A 16,840-nucleotide genomic window follows, 5' to 3' on the forward strand; every position below is an offset into this window, starting at 1 on the left:
CCGGCGGGATCGCGGATTTCGCCCGCGCTCGCACACCGTTCGCCCGCCTCTCGCGATGCCGCGACCAGAATCGCGGCGAGGCGCCGCTCCCACAAGGACTCGCGCCGTCCGTCGCTCGGAACCCCGTGGGAGCGGCGCCCCCGCCGCGATGCGGCCGCGCATCACATGCCTGCGGCAGATCGTCCGGCTGACACGCTGGCTGGCGCCACAGGCGGCAGGTGCCCGCAATGATTGAAGCCATCGTCCGCTTCTCGGTCCGCCGGCCGGGCATCGTGCTGGCACTCGCGCTGGTGCTGACGATCTACGCCGTCAGCCGCATGGTTGACGCGCGGCTGGATGTGTTTCCGGAGTTCGCACCGGCGCAGGTGGTGATCCAGACCGAAGCGCCCGGACTGCCGGCCGATCTGGTCGAAACCCGCGTCACCACGCCGATCGAGGCGGCGGTGTCCGGCACGCGCGGACTGAAGGAATTGCGTTCGCAGTCCATCCCCGGCCTGTCGGTGGTGACCGTCATCTTCGACGAGAAGTCCGACCTGTTCCGCAACCGTCAGCTGGTTGCCGAGCGACTGGGCACGCTGGGTGCGCTGCTGCCGGCCGGCGTCACGCCGGTCATCACGCCGCTTACTTCGTCGGCGTCACGCTGCTCGGCGTCGGTCTCACCTCGGACAAGCGCAGCTTGATGGACATGCGCTATCTGGTCGATTCGGTCGTGCGCCCGCACCTGCTGGCGGTGCAGGGCGTGGCCGACGTGAATGTGTTCGGCGGCGACGTGCGGCAATGGCAGATACAGCTCGACCCGGCCCGGCTGCGCGCGCTCGGCGTCACGCTGGCCGACGTCGAAACGGCGGCGCGCAGCGCCGCGACAGTCGCCGGTGCCGGCTTCGTCGAGAACGACAATCAGCGCCTGCTGATCGCCATCGACGCCACCCCCTCGACCGCACGCAGCCTCGAGCAGTTGACCGTGACGCTGCCCGACGGTCGCGCGCTGGCACTGGGCGACATCGGCCGCGTGCGCGAGGCACCCGGTCCGGCCATCAGTGCGGCGCAGATCAATGGCACGCCGGGCGTGTTCATGATGGTGCAAGGCCAGCTCGGCGCAGACACGCTGGGCGTGACGCTCGAACTCGAGAAGGCGCTGGCCGACCTGGCGCCGCTGCTCGAACGCGAACAGCTGGTACTGCATCCGGCGCTGTTCCGGCCGGCCAACTTCATTCAGACCGCGCTCGGCAACGTGCGTGCCGACGTCATCATCGGCGCCTCGCTGGTCATCGTCGTACTCTTCCTCTTCCTCTACAACCTGCGCACCGCCTTCATTTCGGCGGTGGCGATTCCGCTGTCGCTGCTGGCGGCCGTGCTGGTGATGCTGGAAACCGGCGCCAGCCTGAACATCATGGTGCTCGGCGGGCTGGCGATCGCGCTCGGCGAAGTGGTAGACGACGCCATCATCGATTGCGAGAACATTTACCGCCGCCTGCGCGAGAACCGGCACAAGGGCTCGCCGGTGCCGACCTGGAAGGTGGTGTTCGACGCGTCGATGGAGGTGCGCAGTTCGGTGGTCTACGCCACCTTCATCGTGGCACTCGTATTCGTGCCGCTGCTCACGCTGTCGGGTGTGGCCGGCAAGCTGTTCGCGCCGCTCGGCACCGCCTACATCCTGGCCATCCTCGCCTCGCTGGTGGTGGCGCTGACCGTGACGCCGGCGATGAGCTGGCTCATGCTCGGACGGCGCGAACTGCCGGACGACGACCCGCCGCTGATCCGCTGGCTCCGCCCGCGCTACGAGCGCACGCTGCGCGCCATCGAGCGCCGGCCGCACGGACTGATCGCCGGCGTCATGTTCATGCTGGCCGGCGGCATCGGCGTACTGCCGCTGTTCGGCGGCGAATTCATCCCGCCGCTGCGCGAAGGTCACTACATCGTGCACCTGTTGACCATCCCGGGCACTGCACCGGGCGAGGTATTGCGCGTAGGTCAGCGCGTGACCGAGAAGATTCTGGAGATCGACGGCGTGAAGTCGGTCGCGCAGTGGGTGGGCCGCGCGCAGAACGGCGCCGACCCCTTCGGTCCGCACTACAGCGAAGTCGAGATCGAGATCGGTCCGCTGCCAGCGAAGGATCAGGAGCGCATCCTGGCCGACATCCGGCGCACCGTCACCGGCGATGACGGGGATGAGGACCGCTCGGACGAGGAAGCGCAGAACACCGTCGGCTTCCCCGGCCTCGCCTTTTCGGTGAACACCTTCCTGACCGAGCGCATCGGCGAAACCGAATCCGGCTTCCCGGCGACGCTGGTGGTGCAGGTGTTCGGCACCAACCTAGACCGCCTCGACGCCGATGCCAGCGCGGTCGCTGGCGCGCTGGCACGGGTGAAAGGCGCGACCGACGTGCAGGTGCTGGCACCGCCGGGCACGCCGGAAATCGTCGTGCGACCGCGGCTGGACAAGCTCGCTGTGTGGCGTCTGTCGCCGGAGGATGTGCTGTCGGCGGCGCAGACTGCCTTTGCCGGACGCCGCGTGAGCGAGGTCTATCGCGGCACGCTGGCGACACCGCTGGTGGTGACGCTGGACCCGGACCATCGCCGTTCACCGACCGAAGTCGGCCGTCTGCCGCTGCGCACACCCGACGGACGCCTGATCGAACTGCGCGACGTGGCCGACATCGCGGTCGAGAACGGCCGCTACAAGATCCTGCACTCCGGTGGCAAGCGCGTGCAGACCATCACCGCAAACCTCGCCGCCGGGCACGATCTGGGCCGCTTCAGCGACGACGTGCAGCGGGCGCTGCGCGAGGACGTGAAGCTGAATCCGGGCAGCTACTACAAGGTGACCGGTGCGGCTGAGGCGCAGGCCCAGGCACGGCGCGAGCTGGTCACCCACTCGCTGCTCGCCGCCGCCGCCATCGCTGTGCTGCTGATGCTGGCCTTCACCAGCCTGCGCAACCTGATGATCACCTTCGTGAACCTGCCGTTCGCGCTGATCGGCGGCATCCTCGCCGCGCTGGCGGGCGGCGGCTGGCTGTCTCTTGGCTCGGTGGTCGGCTTCGTCACGCTGTTCGGCATCACGCTGCGCAACTCCATCATGCTGGCGTCGCACTACCAGCATCTGGTCGAGCAGGAGGGCCGCCGCTGGAACGTCGATACCGCCATCCTCGGCGCAACCGAGCGTCTGCCATCCATCCTGATGACGGCCCTGGTGACCGGCCTCGGTTTGATGCCGCTGGTGATCGGCTCGGGCGAGCCCGGCCGCGAGATCGAAGGCCCGATGGCCGCCATCATCGTCGGCGGTCTGGCCACCTCGACCCTCCTGAACCTGCTGGTGCTGCCGACGCTGCTGCTGCACTACGGGCGTTTCGAAGCGAAGGAAGAAGACCGGGGCGCCGGGGTGTCGTAAGAGCGGTCTGCCGGCCGCCGGAGCCAGAGCCCGGGGATCCTCTGACCCCGACAGCGGCCAGCATCGAAGCCTGAGGATGGCCACGGCCGTGTCGGGGTCAGAAGACCCCTCCCACAGGGGGCGGCGCGTGATCGGCGGCCCGAGGCCGGACCGGGACTCTGTGGGGGGGTCTTCTGACCCCGACTGCGGCGCAGGAACGCTCGCGGCGCTGAATCGAGGCCTGCGGCACACCCCGCCCGCGCTACTTCACGATCAGCGGATCGATCATGATGTCGCGCGTGAAGAAGGTGTTCTGCTCGCCAGCGCAGCTCATGAAGCCGAGCGCCTCGCCGAAGCGCAGGAACTGGCCCTCGCGCTTCAGGTAGGCGTTCTGCGCCTGGTAGGCCTCGGTTTCAGTTTTCAGCGTGGTCGGGCAGTCGGCGAAGATGGCGTCGCCGCGGGCCTTGTGCTGCAGCACATGCACCAATTCATGCAGCAGGAAGGAGTTGTCGGCGGCGTTTTCGAGGTCCAGCGTATCGCGCAGGTAGATGACGTAGTGCTCGGTCTCGAAGGTGGCCGCGATATTGGTGCAGCCCGCCGCGGCGTCGGGACAGACTGCCTTCGCCAGTTCGGCTTCCGACAGCACCTGCACCGGCGGCAGCGCGTTGACCGGAATGGGCGGATAGCCGGAAAGCTTGGCTGCGAGGTCGATCAGAAAGGCCAGTAGTTCCTGCGAAACCATGACGCACCTCCTTCAGCCGATGCGCAACAGACCGCGCGCCGGGCGGAAACGTTCGCCGCGGCGACGCCGAAGCCCTACACTGCGCGCCGATCATGAAGGACATCGTGAAGCACATCGTTCTCGACACCAACGCGGTACTCGACCTGCTGCTGTGGCACAACGCCGAACTGGACTGCGTGGCACAGGCGCTGACCGACGGTCGCGCGCGGCTGTCATGTGACGAGGCCTGCCTGCGCGAATTGCGTACCGTGCTGCGCTACGACAAGTTCGGTCTCGACGATGAAGCCGCTGCCCGACTGTACGCCGACTACCTCGCACGGGTAGAACTGCATCCACAGCCCGACCAGCCCGATACATCACTGCCGCGCTGCCGCGATCGCGAGGACCAGAAGTTCTTCGACCTCGCGGTGCGCAGCAAAGCCGACCTGCTGGTGTCGCGCGACCGCGCCGTGCTGCGCCTCGGCCGGCACCGGCTATGCCCGCCCACGCTGAAGGTGGTCGCACCACCCGCCCTCGCCGCCTTGCTGGAACCGTAAGCCGGTCTTCGGCTGCCCGGCCAGCCGGTTCAAGTTTTTCGTGAGGCTTTGTAAGCAGCGGCTGCCTATACTCGCGCCCGTTCGATCAGGCGCGCACAGACGCGCCGCGCATCCGAGACAGCAGGCCCGCGCAATTGCGCCCGGCCGTAGACACCCAGAGAGAGACCTCCAATGACAACCGTGCTCCGCCACACCCCGATTGCCCTCGCCCTTGCGCTGATGGGTCAGACCGCGCTGGCCGCTCCGCCCATCCTCGCCCCGACCGTGGTCATCACCGGCACCCGGGTCGAGCAGAATTCCTTCGACCTGCCAATGGCCATCGATTCGATCGACGCAGCCACCATCCAGGAGCAGCGTGCGACGGTGAATCTGTCCGAGGTGATCAACCGCGTGCCGGGTGTCGCGTCGGCCGGCAAGGAAAACTACACGCAGGAACAGTCGCTCACCATCCGCGGCTTCGGCGCGCGCTCCGCCTTCGGTGTGCGCGGCGTCAAGCTGTTCGCTGACGGCATCCCGGCCAGCACGCCGGATGGCCAGGGCGGCACCGGCCTGTTCGATCTCGCCTCGGCCAGCCGCATCGAAGTGCTGCGCGGCCCCTTCTCCGCGCTGTACGGCAACCACTCGGGTGGCGTAGTGCAGGTGTTCACGGAAGATGGCCCGGAGAACTTCACGATCGTGCCAAGCTACCAATTCGGCAGCTATGGCACCTCGCGCACCGGCCTGAAGTTCGGCGACACCGTCGGCAACTTCAATTACACCGGCAGCGTGTCTCATTTCCGCACTGATGGCTACCGTGCCTACAGCGAGTCCGACAAGGACCAGGCGAATTTCAAGGCGAAATGGCGCCTAAGTGACAACGCCACGCTGACAGTGGTGGGCAACTATATGCACCAGCAGGGGCAGGATCCGCTCGGCCTTACCTTCGCCCAGCTCAACGACAACCGTCGCCAGCAGGGCACGTCCAACCGCAACCTGGCCGGCAATCCGGGAACCGCCTCCTTCTATGGCACCCGCCGCACGCTGGAGAACACCCAGGGTGGTGCCGTGTTCGAGGCGCAGCTGACCGAACGCGATTCGCTGCGCGCGATGTTCTACCTCGGCAACCGCAACAACGAGCAGTACCTCGCTCTGAACGCGGGTACGCAGGACAACGTGACTGCGTCGGGCGGTGTGTCCGCGTTCGATCGCGATTACTGGGGCACCAATCTGCGCTGGACCCGCAAGTACGAAAAGGCCACCTTCAGTCTCGGCGCCGAGTACGAGCGCGCTGACGAACACCGTCGCGGCTATCGCAACGGTGAAACCAAGAGTGGCGCGCAGGCGCTGACTACCGTGTTCGGATTCCGTGGCGATCTGAAGCGTGACGAAAACAACATTGCCGAACAGTCCGGCGCCTTCTTCCAGGGCGAATGGGCGGCGACCGACACCGTGCTGCTGTCGGGTGGTCTGCGCTATACCAAACTCGACTTCAAATCGCGCGACCACTTCGTCTGCAACGGTCCCTGCTCGGGCTCGACAGGCGGGGGCGTAAACCCGGATGACAGCGGCTCGGTTTCCTACAGCGACTGGACATCGGCCGTCGGCGCCGTCTGGAAGGTCACCCAGACCACCAATCTTTACGCCAACGCCGGCCGCAGCTTCGAAGCACCGACACTGATCGAGCTGGCCTACCGTCCGGATGGCGGCAGCGGTCTGAACTTCGATCTCAAGCCGTTGACCAGCAACCAGTATGAAGTCGGCGTGAAGACCTTCCTGAACGATTCCACCCGCCTCGACGCTGCGGCCTTCTACATCGATTCGTCCGACGAAATCGTCATCCGCAGCAACGAAAACGGGCGCGCGGTCTATCAGAACGCCGGAGACACCTCCCGTCGGGGCATCGAATTCGCCCTTGATTCGCGCCTCACGCGCGACGTTGGCGCCTACGCCTCACTCACCTTCATCAAGGCCGAGTTCGATGACGCGTTCCGCACTTGCCTTGCCACGCCCTGCGCGCCGGGTCAGGCAGTCACCGTGAGCGACGGCAATCGCATCGCAGGCATCGCCAACAAGTCCTTCTACGGCGAAGTGACCTACAAGCACGATCCGTGGGGCTTCAAGAGCGCACTGGAGTATCGCGCAAGCGGTCGCATGTTCGGCGATGACACCAACGACGTTCGTGTGGGGGGCTACGGCGTCGCGGCGATTCGCGCCGGCTTCACTCAGAAAGTGAAGGGCTGGACACTGAACGAGTTCGCCCGCATCGACAACCTGTTCGACAAGGACTACGTCGGTTCGGTGTATATCAACGCCGGTAACGCGCTGACCGGCCGCTACTACGCCCCCGCCGCCGAGCGCACCTGGCTGATCGGCCTGTCCGCGTCCTACTCGATGTAAGCGCTCGCCAGCCGGGGCAGCACGCGCAGCGCGTTGGCCCCGGTTGCGGCGACCAGTTCGTCGGTCGCCATACCCCGGATGCCGGCAATCACCTGCGCGATGCGCGGGAGATGGGCCGGCTCGTTGCGTTCACCGGCGGCGAATTCCGGCGGGATATCCGGTGCGTCGGTTTCGAGCACGACGGATTCAAGCGGCAGTTCGGTCACGAGGCGACGCAGGTTCAGTGCGCGCTGCCAAGTGACCGCACCACCGAAGCCGAGCGCGAAACCGAGCTTGATGAATTCGTCGGCCTGCTGGCGGCTGCCGTTGAAGGCATGGGCGATGCCGCCTGGCCCGTTGCGGCCGAATACGGCACGCAAGTGCTTGAGTATCCGGTCCTGACTGCGGCGCACGTGCAGCAGCACTGGCAGGCCGCGCTCACGCGCGAGCTTGAGCTGGGCAACGAAGTACCACTCCTGCAGTTCGGGATCGACGTCGGTGACGAAGAAGTCGAGGCCGATCTCGCCGACCGCGACGACGTCGTGTGCATCCAGTTCCATCGCCAGCCGGTCCAGGTCGTCGGGCTGCGCCGCCGGCACGAAGAGCGGGTGGATGCCCAGCGCGAAGCGCATGTCCGTCTGCCCGTCGCACAGCGCCCTCACCCGCCCGAAACTGTCACGATCGACCGCTGGCAGCACCATGCAACCAACGCCGGCACTGCGTGCGCGCGCGATCATGTTGACGCGGTCGGCGTCGAATTCGAAGGCATCGAGATGACAGTGGGTGTTGACGAGCATGATCGTTTCCGGGGTCGGAAGCGCACAGCATAGCGCCGCTTCGGGGCCGCACAGAATGACTAAGGGCCGGTGGCGCACGATTGCACCACCGGCCCCCGCGTCCCGTCATCGACGCACTCAGCGCTTTTTCTTGCCCATTTCGTTACCGATGGCGCCACCGACGATGGCACCACCTACCGTACCGACCGTGCTACCGCCGGTCAGCACCGAGCCGGCCACGCCGCCAGCGGCGGCGCCTATCATCGCGTTGCTTTCGCTGCGACTCATACCGGCACAGCCAGTCGTCAGGGCAGCCAGCACGGCCACGATGGATACGGTCTTGAGGGTATGGATCGGCGTTTTCATCGCGTTTCTCCGCAGTCATTGATCGGTCAGCACGCGATGTCGATCGCTCGCGGCTTGATCTGAAGTCTAGGGAGCGATGCGCTGTCACGCGGTAGGCCGGCAACGAAGCGATCTGTCGGCGGAATCCGACGTCTGGCGGGCGTTGTGCGCGGAAGCCGAGCCGGCTGATCGCCTGCACACGCGGATGCCGTCGGAGGGGCCTTCTGACCGCGATAGCAGCAGCCTGTACCGAAGCCGGCGGACCGCGGCGGCCCAGTCGCGGCCAAGGCCGCTCCCACAATGGGAATGCGCCAGCGCCGTGACCCGAGCATGAGCATGAGCATGGGTTGGGTGGGAGCGAGCTTGCTCGCGATTGCAGCCCAAAGCGAAGCCGGCGGTCCGTACCGGCAGTGTCGCCGCCAAGGTCGCGCCCACGGGGGGGCCCAGATGAGGCGCCGGAGCCGGTTGTTCCTGTATTGGTGCCCGGAGCGGGGATCGAACCCGCACGACTTGCGTCGAGGGATTTTAAGTCCCTTGTGTCTACCAATTTCACCATCCGGGCGGACGGAACGGCGGCGAGTATGCCACCGATGTGACCGAAATCAGCGGGCGCGCACGACCGGCGCTGCGCTGCGATCACCGACGCCACCGACCACGGCGGCGGCATCGAAGCCGTGACGGCGGAAGGTGGCGAGCACCGCATCCAGCGCGTCCGGCGTGCAGGACACGAGCAGGCCGCCGCTGGTCTGTGGGTCGGTAAGCAGGGCGCGGTCTTCCGGCGCGAAGCCGTCGGCCAGCACGATGCGTTCGCCGTAGCCGGTCCAGTTGCGGTTCGATGCGCCGGTGACGAAGCCCTGCGCGGCGAGTTCGCGCGTGCCGGCATGCAGCGGCACCGCCGACCAGTCGATGGCGACGTCGCAGCCCGAGCCGCGCGCCAGTTCGAGCGCGTGGCCGGCGAGGCCAAAGCCGGTCACGTCGGTCAGCGCGTGCACGCCGGGCAGCTCCGCCAGATCTGGCCCCGGCGTATTGAGCTTGGTCGTGCTGGCGATCATCCGTGCATAGCCGGCGTCGTCCAGTGCGCCCTTCTTCAGCGCCGCCGACATGACGCCGACGCCCAGCGGCTTGCCCAGCACCAGCACATCGCCCGGCTGTGCGTCGGCATTGCGACGGATGCGGTCCGGATGGGCGATGCCCAGCGCAACCAGACCGTAGATCGCCTCGACCGAATCGATGGTGTGGCCGCCGGCGACGACGATGCCGGCGTCGCGGCAGACCGAGGCACCACCTTCCAGGATGCGGCCTATGGTGGTCGTCAACAGCACGTTGATCGGCATGCCGACCAGCGCCAGCGCGAGGATGGGCCGGCCGCCCATCGCATAGACGTCGCTGATCGCGTTGGTGGCGGCGATGCGACCGAAGTCGAACGGATCATCGACGATGGGCATGAAGAAATCGGTGGTCGCGATCAGCGCCTGTTCGTCGTTGAGGCGATAGACCGCCGCGTCGTCCGACGTTTCGATGCCCACCATCAGTTCCGGCGGCACCGGCATCGCCGCCGTGTGCTTCAGGATGTCGGACAGCACGCCGGGCGCGATCTTGCAGCCACAGCCGCCGCCATGCGAGAGGGAAGTCAGTCGGGGTTCGGTGCTCGCTGCCTGCGCTTCGTTCATCTGTCCATCCAGTTCTTGCGGGGTTGTCATGCGGTCGCGACGCCGTGTCGCGGGCCGAAGGATGCCAGACATCCGTTGACCAGCGCGACCAGTGCCGCGCGCTCTCGTTCGGGCGCGAACAGCGGCGCACGCGCGGCGCACTGGCGGTCGAGCCGGGCCAGCCAGCCGGCGTCGTCGCGTGCGCGGGCGATGCAGGCGGCCAGCGCCGCAGCGTCGTCCACCTCGAAACAGCCGTCGTAGTCCTCGCCGAGCAGGCCGACGTTGCCATCGATGCGCGACGCGATCACCGGCACGCCGCAGCGCACCGCCTCGATCACCGTGTGCGCGCCGCCTTCCATGCGACTCGGATGCACCAGCACGCTGGCGCGCGCCAGCCGACGCAGCGTGTCGCCGTGCGTCAGCCCGCCCAGCCAGCGATAGTGCGGGCATTCCTGCATCAGCGTGCGCGCCTGCTCGCCCAGCGCGGGATCCAACGCCCCGCCGATGTGGTCGATGCGGATATCGGTGCGCGTGCGCAGCCGGCGCACCGCGTCGAACAGCGTGTCCGGCGCCTTCTCGGCGCGCAGGTGGCCTATCATCAGCGCGCGCAGATGGCGCGTCGGCGGTGCAACGCGTGCGCGCGCCGGCGTCGATTGCAGCAGCACGCTGCAGCGTGCGCGCAGCGCCGGCGGCAGCGCACGCGCGCCGAGCGTGTTCAGCGTGATCAGGCGATCGGCTATGGCCAGTGAATGCCGGGCCGAGGCGTCGCAGTCGATGTCGCGGTAAAGATCGGTGCCGGTCAGCGTGAGCAGCAGCGGACGCGACGGGTGTGCCTTCCGCCACGCGGTGGCGGCTGCGGCGGAACGGCGGGCGTGCAGTGCGATCATCAATGCCTCGTCGCCACCATGCCAGTCGGACGCCAGCCGAACGTCAAAACGCGGCCGCAGCATGGCGGCCCAGCGACGTGCAGTGCGCCAGTTGCCGTTGTTGGCGTCGGCCAGCGCCGGCGTGACGATGACAATGGATGGACGGGACATGGACGTGTGTTCGATGGAGGCCTCAGATCAATCGGCAAGCGCCCGTCGCGGAGACCGCACGGCTCTCGCGGCAGCGCTGCGCGCGAGCCGCGATGACACGCTTGCCCGCTTCGCCGACTATCAGCGCGCCTGCCCGACACTGCGCATCCCGGTTCACGAAACGCTGAATCCGCCGCTGTGGGAGCTGGGCCACATCGGATGGTTCCAGGAATGGTGGACGCTGCGCAATCCGCTTTATCTGAAGGGCGTGCGTGCCGACCCCGATGTCGCGCGCACGCCGCCGCTGCGGGCGAACGCCGACGCGCTGTACGACTCCAGTCGCGTAGCCCACGCCAGCCGCCCCACCCTGCCGCTGCCGGACGCCGACGCCACACTTGACGATCTCGCCCGGCAACTGGACGGTGTCCTTTCGCTGCTGGCGGGCGTGCCGGACGACGGCGACGACGCGCTCTACTTCTTCCGCCTGTCGTTGCTGCACGAGGACATGCACCACGAAGCCGCGCTCTACATGGCGCAACAGCTCGACATCGCGGTGGATGACCCGCGCTGGCAGCCGGCCGCGGCCGGTGCGCACGACACGCTGTCGCTGCCCGCGGCCCGCCACCTGCTCGGCAGCAGCGGAAACGGCTTCGCCTTCGACAACGAACTGAGCGCGCACGCGATGAGCGTGCCGGCACTGGACATCGACAGCGCCGCGGTGAGCTGGCGCGACTACCTGCCCTTCGTCGATGCCGGCGGCTACGACGACCCGCACTGGTGGAGCAGCGAAGGCTGGCGCTGGCGCACGGCCCAGGGGCGCACGCAGCCGCGCTACCTGAGACGCGCCGGCAGCGGCTGGGAGCGCCGCGTGTATGGCCAGTGGCAGGCGCTGGACGCGGACGCCGCGGCCTGCCATCTGAGCGCCTACGAAGCCGACGCATGGTGCCGCTGGGCCGGCCGCCGGCTGCCGACCGAAGCGGAGTGGGAGTACTCGGCACTGAGCGCTGCACCGAGCGCGGCCGATCGCTTCCGCTGGGGCGCCGTATGGGAATGGACGGCCAGCGATTTCCTGCCCTACCCCGGCTTCGCGCCCCACCCCTACCGCGACTATTCGGCGCCGTGGTTCGGCGACCGCCGCGTGCTGCGCGGCGCCTCCTTCATGACGCAGCCGCGCATGCGCGACCCGCGCTACCGCAACTTCTTCCGGCCCGACCGCGACGACGTGCCGGCCGGTTTCCGCAGCTGCGCGCTCGGCTGATCGGCCTCTCATCAGGCGCACGCAAGGAAGACAGCGAACCCGTCGCGCGCGTCGGTCCAGCAGGCGATGTCGCCGAAACCGGCTTCGCGCAGCAGCACCTCGAAACGCTCGCGCGTCCACTTCCACGAGTATTCGGTGAGGATGCGCTCGCCGGCGGCGAAACTGCGCTCGCCTCCCGGCCAGCGCACGGTGAGGGTCTGGCGTGCCTCCAGATGCATTTCGATGCGCGAGGTGGCGGGATCGAAGAAGGCGACGTGGCGCCAGTCGGCGAGGCGGAAATCGGTGCCTGCGATGCGGTTCAGATGGCGCAGCACATTCAGGTTGAAGGCGGCGGTCACCCCCAGCGCGTCGTCGTAGGCGGCGTCGAGCACCGCCTTGTCCTTGACCAGATCGACGCCGATCAGCAGCGCGCCGCCGCGGGCCACCGTGCGCGCTTCACGCAGCAGGCGCAGCGCCTCGTCCGGCGCGAAGTTGCCGATGCTGGAGCCGGGGTAGAACACCAGCGCCGGCCCGTCGTATAACGCGGCTGGCAGCGCGAGGGCGGCGGAGAAGTCGAGGCCAACACCCACCATGTCCATGTCCGGATGGGCGCGCTGCAGGCACTCGAGGGAGTGCTTGAGGAAGTTGACCGAGATGTTGACCGCGACATAGCGGCGCGGCGCGAACAGTGGAAACAGCTTCGCCGCCTTGGCGCAGCTGCCGGCACCGAGGTCGATCAGATCGTGCGCCGGGCCCGCGTGCGCGCGCAGACGTGCTGCCATGTCGGCGGCGTGGGCGTCGAAGATGGCAGCCTCGGTGCGCGTCGGGTAGTACTCGTCCAGTTCGGTGATCGCTTCGAACAGCCGCGAGCCCAGCGCGTCGTAGAAATACTTCGGCGACACCCGCGCCACCGGCGCCTGCAGACCGGCCCACAGAGCCGGCATCTGCCCTGCCTCGCCGACTGGCTGCAGCTGGATGAAACGTGGCGTGCGCACCATGGTCCATTCCCCTCGTATTCTGTGTACTGCGCGGGCGGCCGATTGCCCGCAGTGGATCCCGCCGGCGCGACCGGCCACTCGCCAAGGATGATACGTGCCCTCCAGACCGCGCGCCGGCCTGCTTTTCGCCTACGACTGGGATCGCATCGGCTTCGCCCGCTCCGGCGCGGGCCACGCCTTCGACCACGCCGGCTTCGATCTGTTTTCGTTTCCGTCCAGTCTGCGGCTGATCGGCTTCGACCTCGAACGCTTCGCCGAGCGCACCGCGGCGCGCGGCCGGCGGCGCGGCTGGTCGGCGGTGATCTCGCACCACGAAGCTTTCGGCGCGCTGGCGGCGGCGCTGGTGGCCGAGCGGCTGGGGCTGCCCTGTGCGCCGCCCGAAGCCATTCTGGCCGCACAGCACAAGCTGCACGCGCGGTGCGTGCTGGAGGCGGTCGCGCCAGAGGCCTGCCTGCGCTTCGCCGCGCTGGACATGGTGTGCGGCGACGACGTGCCGGCACGGCTGCCGGCCGGCTTTGCCTACCCGGTCTATGCCAAGCCGATCAAGGCGGCCTTCTCGGTGCTGGCGCGCGAAGTCGGCAGTCGCGAGGCGCTGCAGGCGCACACCCGTTTTGATCTTGCCGAGCGCTGGATCATCCGCCGTCTGATCGAACCTTTCGACCGCGTCTGTCGCGCGCGGCTGCCCGAGGCCGGCAGCGCCCACCGCATGCTGCTGGAGGAGCCGGTCGATCCAGCCACGCCACAGTTCAATCTCGACGGCTGGGTGTTCGACGGACAGGTGCATGCGCTGGGCGTGGTCAACGCCATCATGCATCCGGGCACCCAGGCTTTCATGCGCTGGGAACTGCCGAGCCGGCTGCCCGCGTCGGTACAGGCGCGCGCGCTCGACGTGGCGCGTCGCTTCCTCGGCGCGATCGGCTACGACCACGGTTTCTTCAACCTGGAGTTCTTCTACGACGACGCGCGCGACCGGCTTACCGTGATCGAGTGCAATCCGCGTCTGGCGTCGCAGTTTTCCGACCTCTACCTGCGGGTGCACGGCATCGACGCCCACGTCTGGTCGCTCGCACTGGCGCACGGCGAGGACCCGCGGCTGCTGCGTCGTGAGACGCCACGTGCCCGCGTCGCGGCCAGCCTGGTCTATCGCGCCTTCGACACAGCCACCGTGCCGCAAATGCCCGACACGGCGCGGCGTGCGCGCTTCGCCAACGCCTTTCCGGACGGCCTGATGTTCGCCTTCGGCCGCCGCGGCCGGGCGCTGCGGCGCGACCTGAAATGGACGGGCAGCCACCGCTACGGCATCGTCCATCTGGACGGCACCGACGCGGCCGAACTGCGCGCACGGGCGGAAACGGCCAGCGACCTGCTCGGCTGGCGCGCGCCCTATCGCGACGACGCAGTGGAAGCGACACCGGCCGCGCTCGACGTCGCCTGAACGGTCAGCGCCGAAGACTGCGACGCGAGGCTGAGCTGCGCGATCGGCAGATCGCCAGCCGCCCGCAGCAGCAGGGTCGTCAGGTCGTGCAGGCCACCGATGGGCGCGCGGGGCGGCGCCAGCCCCGGCTGGAAGCCCTGGGCGACGAAGCGCGCAAGCAGTTCGGGGTCGCGCGACACGATGTGCACCGGCACGTCCCACGACGCGCCTTCACCGCTGACGCCGGCCACCGGCTGGTGATCGCCGGCCAGCACGTAGAGCGTGTCGTGCGGTGGCGCCCGTCGCAGGTGGTCGCCCAGCCAGCGGTAGGTGTATTCGATGGTTCCGATGTAGTCCGGGAACATGTTCAGCCAGTCCGGCTTCTTCGCCAGCGCGCGCGCCGCATCGGCCGGATCGAAGGGCGTGTCGCCGAGCAGGCGATCGACGTCGGGCTGGAAGGGCGGCACCGGCGAGAACGGCAGATGGCTGGTGATGGTCGGGAAGAATACGAAGCGCGGCGGCTCCCCGGGCGCACGAGGATGCAGCTGTTCGAAGCGCTCGGCCGAATACTGGTCAGGAATCTTCCAGTAGCCCATTTCGGGCCCCGGGTAGCGCAGGTCGCGGCCGTCGATGAACACGTCGTAACCGTAGAACACGCGTTCCGGCCACGCCCAGAACAGCGCCGGATAGAAGCCGTAAGTGCGGTAGCCGTTGCGCCGGAACAGGGTGATCAGCGTCGGTCGCTCGGTCGTGACCAGCAGGTCGTGCCGCCGCGGGTCGCTCAGATCGAGGCCGGACAGCATGCCGAGCTGTGCGAGATCGGACGCGCCACCGAAGGTTGGCGAGCGCATGAAGGCCGACACCACCTGCCAGCCGCCGGCGGCGAGGTCCTGCGCCAGACGGTCGCGCGCCGGCTGCAGCAGACGCGCCGCCTCGGCATTGTCATAGACCACCGCGCCGTAGGATTCGAGCGGCATCAGATAGACGTCGCGGCCGCGCAGCGCGCTCAGCGCGCGGCCCGGCGGCTGCGCCAGCGCGTCGTCCAGCGCCGGCACCTGCGGCAGCGCGCGCGCCACCGCCTCCGGCGACATCAGCGTCGCGAGCAGCGTGGCCTGCCGCCAGTAGGTCGGCGTGATCGGTCGCGACACCACCGGCCAGGTTGCCTCGACGCCGGCCAGATTGGCGGTCACCAGCAGCGCGGCCAGCGCGGTCGCGACGCGTGACCAGCGGTGACGCAGCGCATACGGAACCGCCCGGTGCGCGATCTGCCCGACCAGCGCTCGCGCGCCGCGCCACAGTGCCCAGCCGAGCAGCGAAATCGCTGCCAGCGCACCGACGCTCACCCACCAGGGCAGGCCCTGCGCCGCCACCCAGAGAAAGCGTGGAATCTGCTGGCCATCCCAGAACAGATTGACCGGCCGGCCAAACAGGCCGGGCACGGTCACGTCGGCATAGCGGCCGAACGCGAACAGCAGGAACAGCGCGGTGAAGACCGTAAGTGCGCGAGCCGGCAGGCGGCCATAGCGGGCAACCGCCGCCATCAGCGCCAGCCACAGGCCGACGAACTCCGGCGACAGCCGGTGATCCGGCACGATGAAGGGCGTGGGCCACAGATTGTTGGCGCTGAGCAGCGCATTGCCGAGCAGCAGCGCGGCCAGCGCGACGATGGCCTGCTTCGGGCCCGGCGCGGATCTGTCGGTCATTCCGGCACGCGGCCGCGGGCGAGATAGCCCATGCCGTACTGCGTGGTCGTGATCGACCAGTTGACCAGGCGCGGCGCGATGCGGTCCCACGGCGTGCGCAGTTCGCCCGGCGCACCGTTGTAGCCGTGGTTCTTCAGGTAGACCCAGAGGTTGAGCGGCGCCAGCCAGCGCGGGAAATACTTGATGCCGGCGATCGCCACCACGGCGCCCGGTCTTGCGCAGGCCAGCAGGGCGTCAACTGCGGTGTGCGAACGCAGGATGTCGTGGGTGTAGTGGAACAGCAGCGCATCGACCCGGTCCGGCAAGCGCAGGCCCTGCGCCGCGGTTTCGAACAGTTCGACGTTGTCCCAGCCGGCTTCGCTCACGCGGCGGCGCGCCTGCGCCAGCATGTCCGGGCTCTGGTCGAAGCCATAGACCCGCCCGGCGTCACCGACCGCTGCTCGCAGCAGCGGCAGGCTGAGGCCGGTACCGCAGCCGACGTCGAGTACCGACTGACCGGGCTGCAGACCGAGCATCGCGACCGCGCGTTCGCGGATCGGCCAGGTCGGCCCGCAGGTAGCGTCGTAGCCAGCGGCGCGCTTGCGGTACTTCTCGATCGACGCGGCGCGGACCGCGTCCTCGTCGTCTGCAGAAGGCTGGGCGCTCATCGCGGCTCCGGCGTCGGTGGGAGGAAGGGCCGGGCGTGTCGAGCGCGCCCGGCCT

Annotated in this window: 12 protein-coding genes, 1 tRNA gene and 1 pseudogene; 5 read left to right on the forward strand and 9 right to left on the reverse strand. The window is 68.4% G+C overall.

Going from position 1 to position 16,840, the window contains the following annotated elements:
- The first annotated feature begins 227 nt into the window (after positions 1 to 227).
- Positions 228 to 3,388 (forward strand): annotated as a pseudogene (locus tag ACQ66H_RS11310) (efflux RND transporter permease subunit).
- A 241-nt stretch (positions 3,389 to 3,629) separates the two neighbouring features.
- Here the strand turns inward: ACQ66H_RS11310 and ACQ66H_RS11315 are convergent.
- Entirely contained in the window at positions 3,630 to 4,109 is a 480-nt protein-coding gene (locus ACQ66H_RS11315; RefSeq protein WP_430434119.1) for a hypothetical protein, read from the reverse strand.
- A 92-nt stretch (positions 4,110 to 4,201) separates the two neighbouring features.
- Here ACQ66H_RS11315 and ACQ66H_RS11320 point away from each other — a divergent pair, with 92 nt between their 5' ends.
- Together ACQ66H_RS11320 and ACQ66H_RS11325 are read left to right on the forward strand one after the other, a co-directional pair.
- Positions 4,202 to 4,645 carry a putative toxin-antitoxin system toxin component, PIN family gene (locus tag ACQ66H_RS11320; RefSeq protein WP_430434120.1) on the forward strand — a complete coding sequence of 148 codons (444 nt, stop codon included), beginning with the start codon at positions 4,202 to 4,204 and terminating at the stop codon, positions 4,643 to 4,645.
- 171 nt (positions 4,646 to 4,816) lie between these two features.
- Entirely contained in the window at positions 4,817 to 7,021 is a 2,205-nt protein-coding gene (locus ACQ66H_RS11325) for a TonB-dependent receptor family protein (protein WP_430434121.1), read from the forward strand.
- Here the strand turns inward: ACQ66H_RS11325 and ACQ66H_RS11330 are convergent.
- From ACQ66H_RS11330 to senB, 5 genes are all read right to left on the reverse strand, one after another.
- Positions 7,009 to 7,797 carry a TatD family hydrolase gene (locus ACQ66H_RS11330; RefSeq protein WP_430434122.1) on the reverse strand — a complete coding sequence of 263 codons (789 nt, stop codon included), beginning with the start codon at positions 7,795 to 7,797 and terminating at the stop codon, positions 7,009 to 7,011. The two genes, ACQ66H_RS11325 and ACQ66H_RS11330, sit on opposite strands and share 13 nt — an antisense overlap.
- A 117-nt stretch (positions 7,798 to 7,914) precedes the next feature.
- On the reverse strand, positions 7,915 to 8,142 hold the full coding sequence (locus tag ACQ66H_RS11335; protein ID WP_019918139.1) for a glycine zipper 2TM domain-containing protein: 228 nt from the start codon (positions 8,140 to 8,142) through the stop codon (positions 7,915 to 7,917).
- Between the two features lie 456 nt (positions 8,143 to 8,598).
- A tRNA-Leu gene (locus ACQ66H_RS11340) sits at positions 8,599 to 8,683 on the reverse strand.
- 40 nt (positions 8,684 to 8,723) lie between these two features.
- Positions 8,724 to 9,791, reverse strand: coding sequence for a selenide, water dikinase SelD (gene selD, locus ACQ66H_RS11345; protein WP_430435621.1), 1,068 nt, complete (start codon positions 9,789 to 9,791; stop codon positions 8,724 to 8,726).
- Between the two features lie 26 nt (positions 9,792 to 9,817).
- On the reverse strand, positions 9,818 to 10,807 hold the full coding sequence (gene senB / locus ACQ66H_RS11350; RefSeq protein WP_430434123.1) for a selenoneine biosynthesis selenosugar synthase SenB: 990 nt from the start codon (positions 10,805 to 10,807) through the stop codon (positions 9,818 to 9,820).
- 13 nt (positions 10,808 to 10,820) lie between these two features.
- Here senB and senA point away from each other — a divergent pair, with 13 nt between their 5' ends.
- Entirely contained in the window at positions 10,821 to 12,044 is a 1,224-nt protein-coding gene (gene senA, locus ACQ66H_RS11355; RefSeq protein WP_430434124.1) for a selenoneine synthase SenA, read from the forward strand.
- An 11-nt stretch (positions 12,045 to 12,055) separates the two neighbouring features.
- Here senA and egtD read toward each other — a convergent pair whose 3' ends face one another.
- Positions 12,056 to 13,021 carry an L-histidine N(alpha)-methyltransferase gene (egtD, locus tag ACQ66H_RS11360; protein ID WP_430434125.1) on the reverse strand — a complete coding sequence of 322 codons (966 nt, stop codon included), beginning with the start codon at positions 13,019 to 13,021 and terminating at the stop codon, positions 12,056 to 12,058.
- Positions 13,022 to 13,115: 94 nt separating this feature from the next.
- Between egtD and ACQ66H_RS11365 the strand changes: the two genes are divergently transcribed.
- Positions 13,116 to 14,456 (forward strand): ATP-grasp domain-containing protein, encoded by a 1,341-nt coding sequence (locus ACQ66H_RS11365; protein WP_430434126.1) that lies wholly within the window; start codon positions 13,116 to 13,118, stop codon positions 14,454 to 14,456.
- Here the strand turns inward: ACQ66H_RS11365 and ACQ66H_RS11370 are convergent.
- Positions 14,405 to 16,138 (reverse strand): sulfatase-like hydrolase/transferase, encoded by a 1,734-nt coding sequence (locus ACQ66H_RS11370; protein ID WP_430434127.1) that lies wholly within the window; start codon positions 16,136 to 16,138, stop codon positions 14,405 to 14,407. The genes ACQ66H_RS11365 and ACQ66H_RS11370 overlap by 52 nt on opposite strands.
- Positions 16,135 to 16,785: a class I SAM-dependent methyltransferase gene (locus tag ACQ66H_RS11375; protein WP_430434128.1), complete on the reverse strand. Its 651-nt coding sequence runs from the start codon at positions 16,783 to 16,785 to the stop codon at positions 16,135 to 16,137. Before ACQ66H_RS11375 ends, ACQ66H_RS11370 begins: the two co-directional genes overlap by 4 nt.
- Positions 16,786 to 16,840: the final 55 nt, after the last annotated feature.

This window comes from Methyloversatilis sp. (assembly GCF_965284615.1).
In the GTDB taxonomy this organism is placed as follows: domain Bacteria; phylum Pseudomonadota; class Gammaproteobacteria; order Burkholderiales; family Rhodocyclaceae; genus Methyloversatilis.